Annotated in this window: 16 protein-coding genes, 1 tRNA gene and 1 pseudogene; 6 read left to right on the top strand and 12 right to left on the bottom strand. The window is 69.0% G+C overall.

From position 1 onward, the window contains the following. Positions 1-13: 13 nt before the first annotated feature. Complete coding sequence (locus OWR29_RS28190; RefSeq protein WP_438872665.1) at positions 14-427, bottom strand: helix-turn-helix transcriptional regulator; 414 nt, start codon at positions 425-427, stop codon at positions 14-16. A 22-nt stretch (positions 428-449) separates the two neighbouring features. Here OWR29_RS28190 and OWR29_RS28185 point away from each other — a divergent pair, with 22 nt between their 5' ends. Then, positions 450-1,394 (top strand): acyltransferase domain-containing protein, encoded by a 945-nt coding sequence (locus OWR29_RS28185; RefSeq protein ID WP_267566282.1) that lies wholly within the window; start codon positions 450-452, stop codon positions 1,392-1,394. Here the strand turns inward: OWR29_RS28185 and OWR29_RS28180 are convergent. Further along, positions 1,302-3,680, bottom strand: coding sequence for a putative bifunctional diguanylate cyclase/phosphodiesterase (locus OWR29_RS28180; RefSeq protein ID WP_267566493.1), 2,379 nt, complete (start codon positions 3,678-3,680; stop codon positions 1,302-1,304). The two genes, OWR29_RS28185 and OWR29_RS28180, sit on opposite strands and share 93 nt — an antisense overlap. Before the next feature lie 100 nt (positions 3,681-3,780). On the opposite strand from OWR29_RS28180, the gene OWR29_RS28175 reads away from it, so the two are divergent. From OWR29_RS28175 to OWR29_RS28160, 4 genes are all read left to right on the top strand, one after another. Further along, complete coding sequence (locus OWR29_RS28175; RefSeq protein ID WP_267566281.1) at positions 3,781-4,098, top strand: hypothetical protein; 318 nt, start codon at positions 3,781-3,783, stop codon at positions 4,096-4,098. A 66-nt stretch (positions 4,099-4,164) separates the two neighbouring features. Beyond that, complete coding sequence (locus tag OWR29_RS28170; RefSeq protein ID WP_267566280.1) at positions 4,165-4,974, top strand: CPBP family intramembrane glutamic endopeptidase; 810 nt, start codon at positions 4,165-4,167, stop codon at positions 4,972-4,974. Between the two features lie 38 nt (positions 4,975-5,012). Then, positions 5,013-5,852: a fumarylacetoacetate hydrolase family protein gene (locus OWR29_RS28165; RefSeq protein WP_267566279.1), complete on the top strand. Its 840-nt coding sequence runs from the start codon at positions 5,013-5,015 to the stop codon at positions 5,850-5,852. 170 nt (positions 5,853-6,022) lie between these two features. Next, complete coding sequence (locus tag OWR29_RS28160) at positions 6,023-6,700, top strand: DUF899 domain-containing protein (protein WP_267566278.1); 678 nt, start codon at positions 6,023-6,025, stop codon at positions 6,698-6,700. On the opposite strand, the gene OWR29_RS28155 is transcribed toward OWR29_RS28160, so the two are convergent. The 4 genes from OWR29_RS28155 to OWR29_RS28140 form a co-directional block, all read right to left on the bottom strand. Continuing rightward, on the bottom strand, positions 6,697-7,488 hold the full coding sequence (locus OWR29_RS28155; protein WP_267566277.1) for an SAM-dependent methyltransferase: 792 nt from the start codon (positions 7,486-7,488) through the stop codon (positions 6,697-6,699). The genes OWR29_RS28160 and OWR29_RS28155 overlap by 4 nt on opposite strands. Before the next feature lie 10 nt (positions 7,489-7,498). Next, positions 7,499-8,377, bottom strand: a complete 879-nt coding sequence (locus OWR29_RS28150; RefSeq protein WP_267566276.1) for a Sco1979 family transcriptional regulator — start codon at positions 8,375-8,377, stop codon at positions 7,499-7,501. A gap of 220 nt (positions 8,378-8,597) precedes the next feature. After that, entirely contained in the window at positions 8,598-8,726 is a 129-nt protein-coding gene (locus tag OWR29_RS28145) for a hypothetical protein (protein WP_267566275.1), read from the bottom strand. A gap of 146 nt (positions 8,727-8,872) precedes the next feature. Next, positions 8,873-9,799, bottom strand: coding sequence for a hypothetical protein (locus tag OWR29_RS28140; RefSeq protein WP_267566274.1), 927 nt, complete (start codon positions 9,797-9,799; stop codon positions 8,873-8,875). A gap of 336 nt (positions 9,800-10,135) precedes the next feature. Between OWR29_RS28140 and OWR29_RS28135 the strand changes: the two genes are divergently transcribed. Further along, the gene (locus OWR29_RS28135; RefSeq protein ID WP_267566273.1) at positions 10,136-10,498 is read left to right on the top strand and encodes a DUF2200 domain-containing protein; all 363 of its coding nucleotides are present in this window, start codon (positions 10,136-10,138) and stop codon (positions 10,496-10,498) included. Between the two features lie 278 nt (positions 10,499-10,776). Here OWR29_RS28135 and OWR29_RS28130 read toward each other — a convergent pair. The 6 genes and pseudogenes from OWR29_RS28130 to OWR29_RS28105 all read right to left on the bottom strand — a co-directional run bounded on the left by OWR29_RS28130 (position 10,777) and on the right by OWR29_RS28105 (position 16,861). Next, positions 10,777-10,850: transfer RNA gene (locus OWR29_RS28130), tRNA-Ile, on the bottom strand. 56 nt (positions 10,851-10,906) lie between these two features. Next, positions 10,907-12,169: an NAD(P)/FAD-dependent oxidoreductase gene (locus OWR29_RS28125; protein ID WP_267566272.1), complete on the bottom strand. Its 1,263-nt coding sequence runs from the start codon at positions 12,167-12,169 to the stop codon at positions 10,907-10,909. A 41-nt stretch (positions 12,170-12,210) separates the two neighbouring features. Continuing rightward, positions 12,211-13,317, bottom strand: coding sequence for an alpha/beta hydrolase family protein (locus OWR29_RS28120; RefSeq protein WP_267566271.1), 1,107 nt, complete (start codon positions 13,315-13,317; stop codon positions 12,211-12,213). A gap of 1,068 nt (positions 13,318-14,385) precedes the next feature. Next, positions 14,386-14,994, bottom strand: a pseudogene (locus OWR29_RS28115) (chitinase); the annotation flags it as partial. Positions 14,995-15,104: 110 nt separating this feature from the next. Beyond that, positions 15,105-15,620, bottom strand: a complete 516-nt coding sequence (locus OWR29_RS28110; protein ID WP_267566270.1) for a lytic polysaccharide monooxygenase auxiliary activity family 9 protein — start codon at positions 15,618-15,620, stop codon at positions 15,105-15,107. Positions 15,621-15,673: 53 nt separating this feature from the next. Next, positions 15,674-16,861, bottom strand: a complete 1,188-nt coding sequence (locus tag OWR29_RS28105; protein WP_267566269.1) for a beta-1,3-glucanase family protein — start codon at positions 16,859-16,861, stop codon at positions 15,674-15,676. Between the last annotated feature and the right edge of the window lie 153 nt (positions 16,862-17,014).

The following is a 17,014-nucleotide window of genomic DNA, read 5'->3' as shown; positions in this document are numbered from 1 at the left end:
GGCCGCCGGACGCTTATCCGAAACTGCTCGATCGCGGCCGGGTGTTGGCCATCTGCACGCACTGCGGCACGACCACCGGCCCGTGCCCGCGACGGTAGGCCGACGGCGACTCCCCCACGACCGCCCGGAACGTGCGGCTGAAGGTTCCGAGGCTGCCGAAGCCGACCTCGGCGCAGATCTCGGTGACGCTGCGCCCGGTCTCGCGCAGCAGGAACATGGACCGCTCGATCCGCCGCCGCTGCAGATACCGGTGCGGCGTCTCCCCGAACACGTCCCGGAAACACCGGCTGAAATGCGCCGCCGACATGTGCGCCACCGCCGCGACCGCCGGCACGTCCAGCGCTCCCGCATAGCCCCGGTCGATGGCGTCCCGAGCCCGCAGCAGCCGCCGATGCAGCTCCTCAACCTCCCGCCCCACACCGGCCATGCTAAGCACTAGGGTCCTCGGCGTGGATCTGGATGTGGTGGCCGATCGGCTCGGTGTGGCGGTGGACGAGGTCGAGCGCGTGCATCGGCTGGCCGGGGACGGGCCGTCGGCGCCGTTGCCGGACAAGGCGGAGGCGCCCGCGTTGCTCGAGTGGCTCGGGGTCCGGGCCGAGGACGCGGCCGAGATCATGGCGGGCTGGCCGGACGATGGCTCTCCGTTGTGGACGGACGAATTGCGATGGCTGCTGGATCGGTCGATCGCGCTGGTGCGGGCCGACCTCGGTGGGTACGAGTGGCTGGCGCCCGGGCCGGTCCTGGACCGTGAGCGCGGGCTCGGCTGGCGGCACCTTTATGCGTACGCGCAATTGGCTTTGGTCGGGGTTGTCAGCGGCTATCACCGCGAGCACGGGATCGGCTGCCAGGTGACGCGGGCGACGCTGGCCGATCTGGGGCGCAACCTGGCCGTCGACCGGCGGATGCGCGGCGAGGGCTGGCCGGTCATGCAGAGCTGGCTGACCTTGCACGTACGCGGTGGCCTCTACGAACTGGGCCGGCTGCAACACCAGCGGGGTGCCGGCGCCATCGGGCTGCACGTTCCCGAAGCGGGACCGCTGACGGCCGAGGCGATCGACGCGTCGCTCGACGAGGCGCGCGCGTTCTTCCCGCGGCACTTCCCCGACGAGCACTACACGGCTTTCTCGTGCGGCTCGTGGCTGCTCGACCCGCAGCTGCTCGAATACCTGCCCGCGGACTCGAACATCGCCCGCTTCCAGCAGAGGTTCGAGCTGGACCCCTACGAGCAGCCGGACGGGGTCGACCCGGACGTCGAGGTGCTGCGGTTCGGCTTCCGCAGCCTGACCACGCCGCTCGACCGGCTACCCCGCCGCACCGTCCTTCAGCGCGCGATCATCGACCACCTGCAGGCCGGCCGCCACTGGCACTGGCGCCGCGGCACCTTCGCGTTCTGACGCCAGCCGGCGGGAGACGCCGTCCGCGGTCATCGGCTCGGCCAGGTGGAAGCCCTGGCCCAGCGTGTAGCCGAGCTCGCGGAGCGCGGCCACCTGTTCGGCGCTCTCGATCCCCTCGGCCACCGTGTCCAGGCCGAGCGCGTGCGCGAGCTGCAGCACCGCCCGGGCCACCGCCTGCCGGGCGTCGGCGGCGGCGGGCTGGCCGTCGTCGATCTCGATGCCGTCCACGAAGGACTTGTCCAGCTTGACGATCGCGGCCGGGAAGGCGCGCAGCAGGCTGAGCGACGACTCGCCGGTGCCGAAGTCGTCCAGGGCCAGCCGGACCCCCATCCGGTCGAGCTCGTACAACGTCCGCGAGACCTGCTGACCGCGCAGGACCGCCGACTCGGTCACCTCGAGCACCAGCCGCTCGCAGGGCAGCCCGCTGTCGGCCAGCGCGGCCGCCACGTCGGCCACGAAGTCGGGGTCGTGCAGCTGGCGCGCCGAGACGTTGAGCGCGGTCTCTTTCAACGCGTCCGGCCCGAACTCGGCCAGCCAGGCGGCGGCCTGGCGGCAGGTCTCGCGCAGCACGAACCGGCCCAGCGGCACGATCAGGCCGGTGCGTTCGGCGGCCGGGATGAACTCGCCCGGGCCGACCACGCCGCGGGCCGGGTGGTGCCAGCGGACGAGGGCTTCGACCCCGGCCAGGCGGTTGTCGTCGAGCCGCACGATCGGCTGGTAGACGACCCGGAACTCGTCGTTGTCGAGGGCCCGGCGCAGCTCGCCGCCCACCTGCATGTGGGCCAGTACCGGCTCGCCCATCCCGTCCACGTAGCGCACGAAGCCCGCCTTGCCGCGCTGCTTGGCCGCGTACATCGCCAGGTCGGCGTTCCGCAGGATCGAGTCGACGGTGGAGCCGGGCCCGGCGGTGGCGATGCCGATGCTCGCCTGCACCAGCAGGCGGTGCTCGCTGATCGGTTGCGACAGCGCGGTCAGCAGCCGCTCGGCCACGGCCTCGGCGTCGACGCCGGCCCCGGTCAGCATCACCGCGAACTCGTCGCCGCCGACCCGCACCGGCAGGCCCCAGTTCCCCGCCTCGGCCTCCAGCAGCTGCGCCGCCGACACCAGCAGCCGGTCGCCGACGCCGTGCCCCAGCAGGTCGTTGACCGCCTTGAAGTCGTCCAGGTCGATGAGCAGCACCGACACCGGACGGCCGGTGGCCAGCACGGTGGTCAGCCGCTCGCGGAACAGGGCCCGGTTGCCCAGCCCGGTCAGCCCGTCGTGGCTCACCTCGTACTGCAGACGTTCTTCCTGGACGCGCGAGTTGCGCAACAGCCGGGCGTTCTCGCGGTTCGCCAGATACTGCCGCACCATGACCAGCGCCGTCACCACGACCGCGGTCACCAGCACCACCCGGGCCGGCCACCGCAACGGGGCGCCGAAGGCAACGGCTATCAAAGGCACGTCGACCAGAAGCATGGCCAGGTAGGGCAGGAGCGCCCCCACGCGGGCCGGCGGAAGGCGCAGCCCGCGATCGGCGCGGACCTGAGCGGCGACGCCCAGGGTGATGAACACCGGGGCCAGCGGCATGACGATCGCCTGGGCCGGCACGCTCGCGACCAGGCCGAACTGCACCGAGAGCACGGACACGACCGCGGCCGGTACGCCGCCCGCGGCCGCGATGAAGCGGATGGCCACCCGGTCGACCGGCCCGCCCGCGATGTACGAGACCTTCGTCGCGGCGCCCACCGCGACCAGGAAGCCCAGCCCGACCAGCACCGTGGCCTGCCGGCTCAACGGTTCCCGGGCCGAGAGCATCGGCGCCAGCCCCAGATACCACAGCACGGCCGCGCACCCGAGGAACGTGATCATCCGGTCCAGCACCATGCGCCACCGCTCGACCCCGCCCGCCGCGACCACCGGCACCCGGGCCAGCGACCAGATGGCGATCAGGAACCCGGCGGCCGCGCAGGCCGCCGCGGGCAGCGGCATGTCCCGGGTGCGCACCTCGTCAAGGTGGGCGAACATGTCGACGGCCAGCCACGCGTACCCCACGGTGATGGAGCCGATGGCGAGCAGCACTCCCCGCCAGAACCGCCCGGCGGCCGGGTTGCCCCTGGTCAGCTGATAGAGCGACGCGGTCGCGATCGCACCCCCGACCGGCACGAAAATGTACGCGATCGCCTCGGTGGTCACGCCTGTCCGCAGGTAGGCCACGCACCAGACAGTCCCGACCGCGGCGACGAGGGCGGCGGCCTGCACATACCGGCGGGCGTCCCACCCCGCGCTCCGGCCCGCCGTCACCATCACGGCCACGACACTAACGGCCCCGAAGTGTTACTGATCTCCTCCGAACGTTCGACGTTCAACGATGTAAGTCGGGCCGCCGTCGACGAGAATGACCATCATGGAGTCCGGGGAGCCCCAGCTGCAGCTGTACGAAATCGTCAATCTGCAGCACGGATCGCTCACCTGCACTGTGCGCTGCGTCGCCGGCACGGTCCGCCTCGGCGAGACCGTCGACCTGCGCCCGGCCACCCAGCCCGACCGGCCCATCGCCCAGAGCCTGACCGTCTCCGCCATCGAGTACGCCGGCGACATCCCCATGACGTTCGTCGATCTCGGCCGCACCGCCGAGGTCAAGGTCACCGGCAAACTCGATGTGGCCGCGATCCGCGCCTTAGGCGATGTGACAGCCGCCGACCTCCGCCTCGTCGTGCGCTGACCCTGTCAGGGCCCGTGTCAGAGGCGTGACAGGGCGGTGACTCCGGGAGCTCCGATGCTGTGCGGCATGACGAACACGCAGACCCTGACCGCCGTACCGGAAATCGCCCCGACCGAAGGCCTCGCCGGGAAACTGCTGGCCGGCCGTCATTCCCTGCCGTTGACGATCGCCCTGCACCTCGTGCCGGGCCTGCTCATCGTCGCCGCCTATTTTCTGATCGGTGAGCCGCTCGTTCAGGCGATCGGCTACCCGATCTTCCTGGCCTGGGCGGTCGCGCTGGCCGTGGTGCTGGTGCCCGTCCTGGCCGGCCTGTTGTGGCTGGGCCGCGTCCGCAACGGTCGCTTCTCGCTGGCCGGGGTGGTCGCCTACCGCGATCGGCCGATACCGCGCGGAAGGATCATCGCTCTCATCGCGGGCCTCATCGTGTGGATGACGGTGGTGTCGCTCGCGCTCACCCCGCTCGACAACGTCGTCTTCGACACGTTCTTCACCTGGCTGCCCTTCGAAGGCGCGGGCGGCAGCGCCACCACGTACCTCGACGGCTACCCGCACTCGCTGCTGGTCACCACCATGCTGATCAGCCTGCCGGTCACCGGGTTCGCCCTTCCCCTTATCGAGGAGCTGTACTTCCGCGGCTTCCTGCTGCCCCGCATCGCCCACCTGGGCCTCGCGGCGCCCGTCCTCAACACCGTGCTGTTCGCGGTCTACCACTTCTGGGCGCCGTGGACCGTCCTGTCGAAGGTGATCTTCATGTTCCCGGCCGTCTGGCTGGTCTGGCGCAAGCACGACCTGCGCATCTCGATCGGCATGCACCCCGGCACGGCGCTGCTCATGGCCACCGTCGGCACCCTCGCCCTGCTTTTCGGGGTCGTTTAGCCCGTACGGCGGTGACTCCCGAGGTCCAGACTGGGATCATGCCGATTTCCCTTCACCACCTGCGTGCCGGCACCACCTCGCGCTGGGCCGTGCACCACGACGGCGGGTGGGGCGAGCTCGACGGCGACCTGGCCGGCCTGCTCGCCCTGCCCCTCGACGAGGCCCGGGCCCGGGTCGAGGCCGCCGCCCGGGCCACCGGCGAGATGCCGGGCGACGAGACCCTTCCGCCCGTCGACCGGCAGGAGGTGTGGGCGGCCGGCGTCACCTACCTGCGCAGCCGCGACGGCCGCAAGGAAGAGTCCGGCCACGGTTCCCTGTACGACGACGTCTACGACAGCGCCCGCCCCGAGATCTTCTTCAAGTCCAGCCCGTGGCGGGTGGTCGGCGACGGCGACGCCGTGGGCATCCGCGCCGACTCCGGCTGGGACGTGCCCGAGGCCGAGATCGGGCTGGTGCTCAACGCGGCCGGCCAGATCTTCGGCTACACGCTGGGCAACGACATGAGCAGCCGCTCGATCGAGGGCGAGAACCCGCTCTACCTGCCCCAGGCGAAGATGTACGACCGTTCGTGCGCGCTCGGCCCGGCGATCGTGCCGGCCTGGGCGGTCGATCCGGCTCCGTTCCCTGTCGGCCTCCGGATCCTCCGCGACGGGCAAGAGGCCTATTCCGGTACGACGTCCACGTCCGCGATGGCGCGGAGTTTCGAAGACCTGGCCTCCTGGCTGTTCCGGGCGCTCACCTTCCCGTCCGGCGCGGTGCTGCTGACCGGCACCGGCGTGGTGCCACCGGCCGGCTTCACCCTGCAGCCCGGCGACACCGTGGAGATCACCTCGGCCCCGCTGGGCACCCTGACCAATCCGGTGATCACCGTCGGCTGATTTCCGGCACACCGATGAGTCCGGCCGCCCCGGCGAGCCGGCTGCTTTTCCGGCACACCGATGAGTCCGGCCGCCCCGGCGAGCCGGCTGCTTTTCCGGCCCACCGATGAGTCCGGCCGCCCCGGCGAGTCCATGTACTGACGACCCGTACGAGAAGGAGATGGTTGACCATGGCCATGCCACCCGTCGCCGACGAAGCAACCTGGCGCAAGCAGCTGGACGAGCTCCGCGTCCGCGAGAAGGCGGCCACCCGCGAACTCGACGCGATCGCCGCACAGAGGCGCAAGCTGCCCATGGTCCGCATGCCCGACTACACCCTGGTCGGCGCGGAGGGCCCGGTCCGCCTGGCCGACGTCTTCGACGGCAAGTCCCAGCTGATCGTCTACAACCACATGTGGGACCCGTCGGCCGAGTGGCAGTGCGGCGGCTGCACCAGCTTCACCTCGGTCTTCACCCGCCTGGGCTTCCTCGAGAACTACGACGCCCGTTTCGTCATCGTCACGCAGGGCCCGATCAAGGACGCGCTCGCCTACGCCCACCGCGTAGGCAACCCGATGACCTGGTACTCCACCGCCGACAGCCCCTTCGGCGCCGACGTGGACGCCCCGGCCGACGGCGGCTTCGCCCTGAACGTCTTCCTCAAAGACGGCGACACCGTCTACCGAACCTGGCACACCTCCGGCCGCGGCGTCGAACAGCTGACCCACACGTTCGCCCTGGTCGACACCCTGCCGTACGGCCGCCGGGAGGAGTGGCAGGACTCCCCCGACGGCTGGCCCCAGTCGCCCACCTACAGCGGCTGGCTGGATTCCCCCGACATCGCTCGCCTGTACGGCCCCAAGCCCTAGGGTTTGCGGGCCAGGCCGATGAGGTTGTCCAGCCGGCGGGCCGGCCCCCCGTCGGCTGCGTCCGGACGCCACTCGGTCACGTCGATCAGGCCCGGCTCGACGAATTCGAGGCCGTCGAAGTAGCTGCCGATTTCCTCCGGGGTGCGCATCGCGTACGGCGGGTTGGCAGTGGCGTTCCAGATCTCCATGACCTGGTTGAGCGCGGGGTTGGTGTTCGCGCCGTCGACGACGAGCAGGTAGCTGCCGGCGGCCAGCCCGGCCATGGTCCGCTGGACGATCGCCCGCGCCTCCTGAGCGGTGGGCATGTGGGCCAGGATCCCGGACAGCATCAGGGCCACCGGCTTGCTCAGGTCCAGGGTCCGGCTCGCCTCGCGCAGGATCGTCTCGGTGTCGCGCAGGTCGGCGTCGACGTAGTCGGTGGCGCCGTGCGGACCGCTGGACAGCAACGCCCGGGCGTGCACCAGCACCAGCGGGTCGTAGTCGACGTAGACGATCCGCGACTCCGGCGCCACCGACTGGGCCACCTCGTGCGTGTTGTTGGTCGTCGGCAGCCCCGTCCCGATGTCGAGGAACTGACGGACGCCGGCCTCACCGGCCAGATACCGCACCGCCCGGTTGAGCACGGCCCGGTCGGCCCGGGCGATCTCCACGATGATCGGGTACTCCTGGGCGATCTGGTCGCCGAGGGCCCGATCGACGGCATAGTTGTCCTTGCCGCCCAACCAGTAGTTCCAGACCCGTGCCGTCTGCGGAACCGAGGAATCGATCTTCGGGGCTCCGTCGCTCATGAGGGCTCCTTCAGTCTCCGATGGCCGGCCGGTTGCTGAGGATACGGTCCAGAATCGCCGGTGTCTCCTGTGGAGTCGCCGCTTCTTCGGAAAGGTGGTTCATGACGTCGAAGTAGCGGTCGACGTCGGCCGGCTTGTCCAGATAGAGCGCGCTGGTCAGCTGCTCCACATAGACGAGGTCGCGCATTTCCTCCTGCGGGAAACGCAGAATGGTGAAGGAGGTGCCGCCCCCGGCGTGCCCGCCCGCCGCCAGCGGCATCACCTGAATTATCACCTTCGGGTTCTTGCTCTCCTGAGCGGCCAGCGCCTCGATCTGGTCCCGCATCACGCGCGGCCCGCCGACCGGCCGCCGCAGAGCCGCCTCGTCGATCACCGCCCACAGCGTCGGCGGATCCGGCTGACTGAGAACCTGCTGACGCTCCAACCGAAGCCGCACCCGCCGCGCCACGTCATCCTCGCGCTGGCTGTAAGTGCCGAGCCGAATCATCGCTTCGGCGTACGCCTCGGTCTGCAACAACCCCGGCAACCATTGCGCCTCGTACGTACGAATGACGGACGCGGTCGCTTCCAGCCCCAGATACCGCTGCAACCAGTTCGGGGTGATATCGCTGTACGGATGCCACCAGCACTGCGTATTCGTCTCCCGCACCCGAGCCAGGAAAGCCGCCCGTTCCTGCTCGTCGTCCATCCCGTACAGCGAAAGCAGAACCGCCACGTTGGCTTCCTTCAACGCGACCCGGCCCAACTCCATCCGGCTGATAGTCGAATCCGCAGTGCCAAGAGCTTCGGCCGCCTCCGCGCGGGCCATACCCTGCTCTTCCCGCAACCGACGCAGCTGCGAGCCAAGCAAAATCCGCGCAACCGTGGGGCCGTCGCCTTCCCCGCTCACAACTCGCCTCCATGCAAGTCCACGGACCCCAGCATGGCATCGTGTGACACGGCCCACTACCCAGCAACCGCGAAGACTTCGCCGATGGCCGGCAACACGACCAAGCGCGGTCAACCAGCGCGACGAGCAACCGGCCTGTTCCGAGGGTGCTCGGCAACATCTGGTCATAGAGCGTCTTGTCGCGTAGTAACGCCGTCAAGGCCGATCCCGTCAGTGGCGGTCAGGCGCGACGTTCGGCAGCAACCATCGCCAAGGCACAAACCGGATCACCCAGCGGGCCACCGTGACCCGATTCCTGTGCGCCGGGGTCGGTCAGCGTGCCGAAGTAGCCGAAGATCACCGCGCGCATGACCCACACACGAACGCGCCGGAGACCCCCCGTGGTGCGAGGGCCTCCGGCGAGGCGGTTCCGTGCGGTGAATCAGGATCCGCGAAGGATCAGGTTGCCGTTGTTCGCGGTGCCGCTCGTTTTGCGGCCCCGCATTCCCTGCGGCTTTAGCCCGCCGGCGTTTCGTTCAGACCCAAACGACGCAGGATGTTGTCGGCGTTCGCGTTTCCACGCAGCGCGGTCAACGAATTCAAGCGGCCCAGCAAGGTCGTGGAAGACGCGGGGCATTTCAAGTCCTGAATCGCCGACAAGGTCCTCTCATAACGCTGGATACGGCTTTCCAGATCCGTTCCACTCGGAAGGTTCCCATTCTTGAGCGCCACCTGCGCGTTGACCTGGGCTTGAGTGGGCGGGCAGCGACCAGGAACATTCACCCCGGTGGGGCCCACGCGGTCGGCCGTCGCGTTCGGATCGCCCGGGCTGAAACCCAGCGCCGGCACCAAAGCGTTGATGTCACCGGAGCCGGATCCGGCGTTCCCCGTCGCTCCACCCGCGGCCGCGTCACCGGATCCTGGGGCGGCGGCTCTATCCGCTGGCGTTTCGTTCAGACCCAAACCACGCAGGACGTCATCGCGGTTCGCGTTTCCACGCAGCGCGGTCAACGAATTCAAGCGGCCCAGCAAAGTCGTGGAAGACGCGGGGCATTTCAAGTCCTGAATCGCCGACAAGGTCTTCTCAAAACGCTGAATACGGCTTTCCAGGTCCGTTCCACTCGGAAGGTTCCCATTCTTGAGCGCCACCTGCGCGTTCACCTGGGCTTGAGTGGGCGGGCAGCGACCAGGGACATTCACCCCGGTGGGACCCACACGGTCGGCCGTCGCGTTCGGATCGCCCGGGCTGAAACCCAGCGCCGGCACCAAAGCGCTGACGTTACCGGAGCCGGCTCCGGGGTTGCCCTGTTCGGCGGCCTGGCTCATCCCCGTGCCGATCGCGAGCGCCGAGCCGAGCAGCGCTGCGGCGGCGCCTCCAATCACCAGCTTGCGCGTCCGGCTGCTGGCTCCGCGTCGATAGCTGCTGACTCCGCGTCGATACATGCACGGCTCCTTCGTCGTCCCGTAGTGCTTGTGCCGGGATATACGAGCAACGATGTGCAGCAGTTCATGACGCTGAGCAAGCAATCCTTAAGTTTCTTTAACGACTCCTGTCGCAGCCCTGCGCGAGCCTTGCCCAGGCCGGCATCCACCTGATCCGCACCGCGGCCGCTACCGAGGACGAACACCCACGAACAGATCTCTTCAGGTCGCTGACTGAGCGGTTCGGGCAGCCAGGCGGAGTCGACCTCGACGTCCCGGCGCGGATCAGTACATCATGAAGCACCTTGCTGGACAGTCAGAGCAACGGGTGCACCGGGACGCGGAAGGATCAGTGGCATGAAGACGGACGAAAAGACCTTGAAGCGGGTCTACCGAATGCCGTTCTCCGCGGTGTATCCGCACTACCTCACGAAGGTGGAGCGCAAGGGCCGCACGAGAACCGAGCTCCACCAGATCATCACGTGGCTGACCGACTTCGATGACGCCGACATCGAGCGTCACTTGGCGCAGGAGACCTCCTTCGAGGAGTTCTTCGCAGACGCTCGCCTGAACTCCAATGCCCCGCTGATCACCGGCGTGGTGTGCGGCGTGCGGGTCGAGGAGATCGAAGATCCCGTGATGCGGAAGGTTCGCTACCTCGACAAGCTGGTCGACGAGCTGGCCCGAGGCAAAGCCATCGAGAAGATTCGTCGATCCTGATCGCTGCACCTTGCCCTAAGAGTTGTCCCCACCACCCGCTCGGTCCTCGTTGTCAGGAGGACGGGTCGCGTCACATCCGGTGTCATACGGCTGAGTCAGCAGCGCCTTGGTCGAACGGTTCGGGCAGTTGGCGGACTCGACCTCGGCGCCCGCCCACCGGCGAGATGCGGGCGGCGAATTCGACGGCCGAAGGACGCAACCCCGACGAGGGCGCAACCGTTACGCCAGGCGCGCCCACCGTAACGTGGGGTCTGGGGGTCGCCCCCAGGCAAGAAGAGTGGGGCGGGCGGGACTCGAACCCGCGACCGAGGGATTATGAGTCCCCTGCTCTAACCCACTGAGCTACCGCCCCTTACCGGCGGCGATAGTAACCCGTGCCGCATACCCACAGCCAGCGATCTCCCCGGCTCAGACGCTGACCCGCGTGCCCAGCCAGGTGAGCACCGCCCCGGCCGTGCGCCATCCGCCGGCCAGCGCCCCCTGGATGGACGGGCTGTCGCGGTGGTCGCCGGCCACGAACAGGCCGTCGCCGAGGTCGACCGGCTTGCGCAGCTGGGCTTGCGGGACGCGGGCGGCCGGCAGCGCCTCGGGGATGTTCACGACTTCGAGCAGGTCCCAGTCGTCGGTCGGCACCCCGTACAGGCGGGAAAGCTCGACCCGCATCACCGTCTCGGACGCCGAGGACGGGGCCGAGATGCCGACCACCGAGGCCGCGATCAGCGACTTGCCGGGCGGGGCGTATTCGGGGGCGGCGTTGCTGACGACGATGGTGTTGGCGATGATTTCGCGCCGGTCGCCGTCGAGGATCAGGGTGGGCTCGTCGATGGGGGCCCGGTCGGCGCCGAAGTAGAAGGTTGTCAGGCCGTGCATGTCGGCCCGGGGCAGCTGCGGCAGCAGGGCGGACGCCGCGGACGGGTCGGTGGCGACGATGACGGCCCGGCAGCGCAGTTCGCCGGCCTCGGTGACCACGACGCCGGGGCCGATCTCGAGGGTGCGGGCGCCGATCAGCAGCTGCGGGTACGGCAGTGGGCCGGCGATGGCGGCGGGCAGGGCCGCCATGCCGGCCGCGGGCACGCCGATCTTGCCGCGGGCGAAGGAGCGCAGCACCATCGCCAGGACGTGGCTGGACGTCTCGAGCGAGCGGTCGGCGAAGACCCCGGACAGGAAGGGCCGCAGCACCTCTTCGATCATGCGGTGGGACAGGCCGGCCTTGCGCAGCATCTCTTGCGCCGTCGTCTCGCGGGCGTCGAGCAGCTTCTTGGCCGGCACCGTCGCGCAGCGGGTGGCCAGGGCTGCGAACTTGAGCCGGTCGCTGAGCGTGCCGACCCCGGCGTTGAGTGTCTGCGCCGCGGACAGCGGTTCCCGCAGCGGGTTTTCCAGCCGGTGCAGGTCGCCGCCGCGGCGCACCAGCACCCCGGAGGTGAAGTAGCGCATGTCGAGCGCGTCCACGTCGACGAGGGCCGGCACCCGCGGGTAGGCCGTGTTGAGCACCTGGAAGCCGCGGTCGAAGTGCCAGCCGTCGACGACGTCGGTGGCGACGCGGCCGCCGATCCGGTCGGAGGCCTCGACGAGCAGCCACTCCACGCCGGCGCGGTCGAGCCGCCGGGCAGCGGAGAGTCCGGCGAGACCGCCGCCGACGATGACGACGTCCACCTCAACAGGTTGCGACACGTGCACCTCACAAGGGGACGAACCAGGCAGGCAGCCCCAGCCTAACCGCGGTGCGTGTCCCCGGCAGCGGAAAGACCAAGGTACTGAACCTCGGGGAACGCCCGGCTGGGCCCGTCGAGCAGTCGCTGGTGATGTCCACGCAGATGCTGGTCGAAAAACGCCACCGGGTACGCCTGATCGATGCGCACCGCCCGCGCCGTGTTCAGGTGACCCGTCCACCCACGCAGTTCTTCATCGCTCATCCCCACGATCTTCGCCAACTGGGGCATGAGCACCTGCAGGTCGTTGTAAGACGAGTGCACAGCGCCGTCGGCCTGCACATTGAGACGCCAGCCAATCAACTGCGTCCAAAATTTCCGTACGGCCGGGTCGGTGGCACGCGTGAACTCGGCCGTCATGAGCATGAACGGCCGGTCGATCCGCCCGTCCATGGCCGGCAACAGCGGCGGGTCGATCGCCAGCCCGGCCCGCACCCGCCGATCGCTGAGCATCACCCGAGCCGTAGCCGTGCCACCCTTGGACCAGCCGATCATCCCGATCCGCCGTACGTCCAAAGCCCCCGCCAACCCGTCCGGCAGCCGCCGCCGATCGACGTCCGGGTTGTGCCCCGCCGCAAGCCGCTCGATCTCGTCGAGCACGAACCGCGCGTCCCGCTCGAAATCCTGCGGATACAGCGACTGCTCGGTCGGCGCGACAACCCGCCCGTCCGGCAGCCGGCTGTAGGCGTCGCCGAGGTGGTCGATCGTGACCACCACATACCCATGGCTGGCCAGCTGCTGAATCATGATCGAGTTCCCGTTCCGGTGATCCCCGGCCCCGTGCGAGAAGACCAGAACCGGCAACTTCTTTCCCGTACGGCGTAAAGGCGCACCTTCACGCCCGGCCGTCAGCGGAGACGCCACAACATCAGCCGCGTACCCCGCATCGGTCAGGTACCGCCGCAACACAGCCGGCTCCATCCAAGAAACCCGCGGAAACCGCTCCACATCCCGAGCCGGATACCAAACCCCCACCATCAACTCACGCCGATGCGCCTCCCCCGTGAAGGGATCGGGCCGCGACCGATCAAGCAGGTGCAATGCCGTAGCGCCAACTTCGAACGGCCCAGTAGGCGCAGGCAGCCAAAGCCGAGCCGGCGCCACCAGCACCGCCCCACCGTTCAAGCCCACACCAACCGCCAACGCCCCCACAATCAAACTCCGCCGAGTAGTCCCCACAACGCCTCCCCCATGTCAACTATGCGCTCAGAGTATACGCCCAGTGCATAGATCACCATGCCCACCTGTGGACAACTTCCCTGTACTCACAGCCAACGGGGCTACATTCCCAACCCACCCAACTGGGGCGGGGGAGGCGGCGGCCCACTGGCTCCAAGTCGTTGGTGCCACTTGGCTGCCGACCAGCTTTTCCTTCCGCGCACGTCGACCCGCACAGCGGCGCACTCGACCCGCACCGCATGCCGCCTGACATCAGCGCCTCAGAGAAGGCCCCTCTTGAGTTCAGCGTGCCTTTAACCAGAGCGAGCCCAGCTTCCTCCAGCCGAGGGCTCCCGGAGATCCGGTATGTCTCGCACGCCTGGTATGTGCAGGGCTCGGTCAGCCGCCTTCGCAGGGCGCTTGGCGGAGTCTTCCGCGCGCAGACAGTCGCGGGGCACCATGCTGACGCCTTCTACACCTCAGAGCCCTGTCCCTACTACGACCACGACCACCGCCGTATACAAACGCTCCCGCTGGTTCGGCCTGCACTCCGAGCAAGTGACCATCACGACCACGACAATGATCGGCGCTGACGCACCTCAAGCCGGCGGCTTCCGAGCGTCGCTCATTCGGGAATGGCCCGGTGTTCGTGCTGATCAGCTTGATCGCAACGCTCCTGAGTGCCGTCATGGGCGTTGCGAGTGTGTACCTCGCGAAGCAGTCCCTTGATGGGGACAACGCCGAGCGGAACAAACCGGACCGTCCGCCGGCTCCGGTAACGGTGATCCCTCATTACCAGGAGCGCGACCCTGGCCGAATCCGGTTGATCGATCCGATATCCGGTGCAGCCGCGTCGTGCTGCCCGCACGTAAGACCGTCCCAGGCGAACGAAAGCGGGCCACCATCCCAAGATCAGGCCTACCCGGCAACTCCAGCCCTGAGCCCGGGCGCCGGCGATCGGGGCAACACGACGCCGGCCGGCGCTGAGCAATGTCAGCGCCGGCCGGAACAAACAAAAACTCAGCAGGAGAGGTTGCCGCCCGGGTCGACGCCGAGGATCTGCGCGAACCGCTGGTAGGCGTCGACCCGGCTCTGCACCTGGGCCGGGTTGCCGCCGTTGCACTCCAGCGCCCCGTTGATGCTGCGGATCGTCTCGCCGAAGCCGGCTCCGTTGGCGATCGCCGCGTGCGGGGTCATCGAGCCCGGCCCGGTCTGGGTCATCCAGTACCAGAGGCCGGTCTGCCAGGCCACCGACGCGTCGTCCTTCACCAGGTTCGGGTTGTTCAGCAGGTCGATGCCGAGCGCGTCGCCGGCCGCCTTGTAGTTGAAGTTCCAGCTCAGCTGGATCGGGCCGCGACCGTGGTACGCGTCCTGACCAGCCGGGCAGCCGTACGGCTGGGAGCCGTCACAGTAGAGCGGCCAGTTCGCCTGGTTCAGCTCCTCGACGTACACCAGGCCGCCCGACTCGTGGTTGATGTTGGCCAGGAAGGCGGCCGCTTCCCGCTTCTGCACGTCCTCGCCGCCGGTGCCGGTGAACTCGGGGAACTTGTTCATGGCGTCGAGCAGTCCGGCGTACGAGTAGAACGGGATCCGGTTCGGGAACATCTGTTGGAATTGGGCTTCGGACACCGGCAGGGTCGCCGCCGAGGCGCCCGTGCTGGGAAGCAGGGCGGCGAGGCCGGCGGTCACCGCGACGGCCAGGGCGCCGGCCGCGGCCAGAAGACGATTGCGCTTCATGATCACGCTCCGATGTTCAGGTCGACGCAGGCGTAGAACGCCATGGCGGTGTCGGCTACGTTCCAGCGGGCCAGCACGGTCTGCGGTCCGGTGAAGCCCTGCATGTTCACGGTGTGGGTCTTGGTGGCGCCGGGCTGCGCGCCGCCGTCGTCGAACGACGCGAGCAGCGTGTCGCCGATGAAGTACTCCCATGTGGTGGTGGAGTGCCGGGCCGTGAGCACCCAGTCGAACGTCACCGACTGACCGGCCGTGGCCCGCGGCCAGGCTTTGCTGTTGTCGTTGAGTTCGGCGAACCGCCCACCCCCGCCGTTGCACTCCTTGGAGCCCTTGGCGGCTTCCACGCTCTGCGGCTCGTACTGGACGTCGCCGCAGCCGGTGACCGCGCCGGCGGCGCAGTTGGCTTGGCGGCTGGGCGGGGAAGAGATGTAGCCGTGGGCCGAGGCGGGGGAAACGCCGACGGTGAGTGCGGCCACGGTGGCGCCGACGGTCAACGCCGGCAATGCGAATGTGCGCTGCATGAAGAGACTCCTTCGCTCTGAAGTCTCCCGGTTTCGCAACCGGGAGCGGGGGCTCAGTTGAAGGGCGAGAGGGTGATGCCGATCGACGTCGGGTCGCCGCTGTGCACCAGCGACTCCTGGTTGGCGACGTCGTCGAAGGCGAACGCGTACGCCTTGCCGTCGGCCATGTTGTCGTGGATCAGCTTGGCGTACAGGTTGGTCGGCGTGTTCTTGTAGAACGTGGCCGGGTCGGTGCTGGGCTCGACCGGCTGCGACCCGAGGGTGCCGCGGGTCAGCGCCGCGCACAGGCTGCGCGCGATCGGCCCGACGACGAGGTCGTTGGGGGCGCCCAGGTTGCCGTCGCAACCCCACACGTTCGACGAGGTCGGCTTGGTGAAGCTGGCGACCTGCGCACCCGTGGAGTCCGTGAAATTCATGACGTTCCCGCTCGTACGACCAATAAAGGTCTTGTCGGGTTGGTCGGAGAACGGTTTGACCGTCAGATCAGAATTCGCGTACGCGGCCCACGCCTGGTCGATGTAGCCGCCCAGGTAGTCGGGGTCGAACCCGCCGGCGTCGGCGCCCTTGCCCGGGGCGAGCACCCGCAGCACCGTGCCGTCGCCTCGGGTCTGGATCAGCTTGGCGAACTCGGGGTCGGCCTTCAGCCCGTCGATGACGGCGTTGTGACCGCCCGGCTTGAGCTCGCCGGTCTGGGCCGTCTGCCCGTCCGAGCCGGTCACGCTGACCTTGTGCGGTACGGCGAACATGTCGACCTGCGAGCTGTTGAGCCACACGCCGGAGTCGTTGTAGGTGAACTCGCTCCAGTCGAACAGCACGTCCCGGCTCGGGTCGCCGCCGGCCCACGGCGCGGGCTGCACCAGGCCGCCGTCCTGTGAGAGGCGGAAGTCGAGCTTGTCGCCGAACGACATGTACATGCGCCCGGACAGGCCCTTGGGCACCTGGATGGTCTTGCTGGCGCCGTTGCCGGGCCCGGCGATCGACACGTCGGGCGCGGGCGTCGGCGGGGTGCCGCCGCCCGGCCACGGCGTGAACGTGCCGCCCTCGTTGACGTAGCCGAGCCGGCCGCCGGACTCACCGAGCACGTACAGGTGCACGGCCTCGCCGCGACCGGAGTCGTTCGTGACGGTGAGCGGCAGCAGTTCCGGGCCGGCCGCGTTGGCGTTGGGCACCACGGCGATGACACCGGCCGCGGCCACGGCGGCCACGGTTGCTCCGAGCAGGGATTTGCGCTTGAGACGCATAGGCACTCCACGGTCCGGCCCCCTGGGTGACGCGAGCCCGGCGAGCCGGAGGGGATCCCGCGCCGGCCGGAACGCTTCGGGGGCGGACAGGGAAGGGGGGTGCGTCCGGCCGTGACGCTCCGTCATGAACGAGAGCGCTCTCACACCCTCGCC

Source organism: Paractinoplanes pyxinae (assembly GCF_026626335.1).
In the GTDB taxonomy this organism is placed as follows: Bacteria; Actinomycetota; Actinomycetes; order Mycobacteriales; family Micromonosporaceae; genus Actinoplanes; species Actinoplanes pyxinae.
This window is presented reverse-complemented; position numbering and strand designations above follow the sequence as displayed.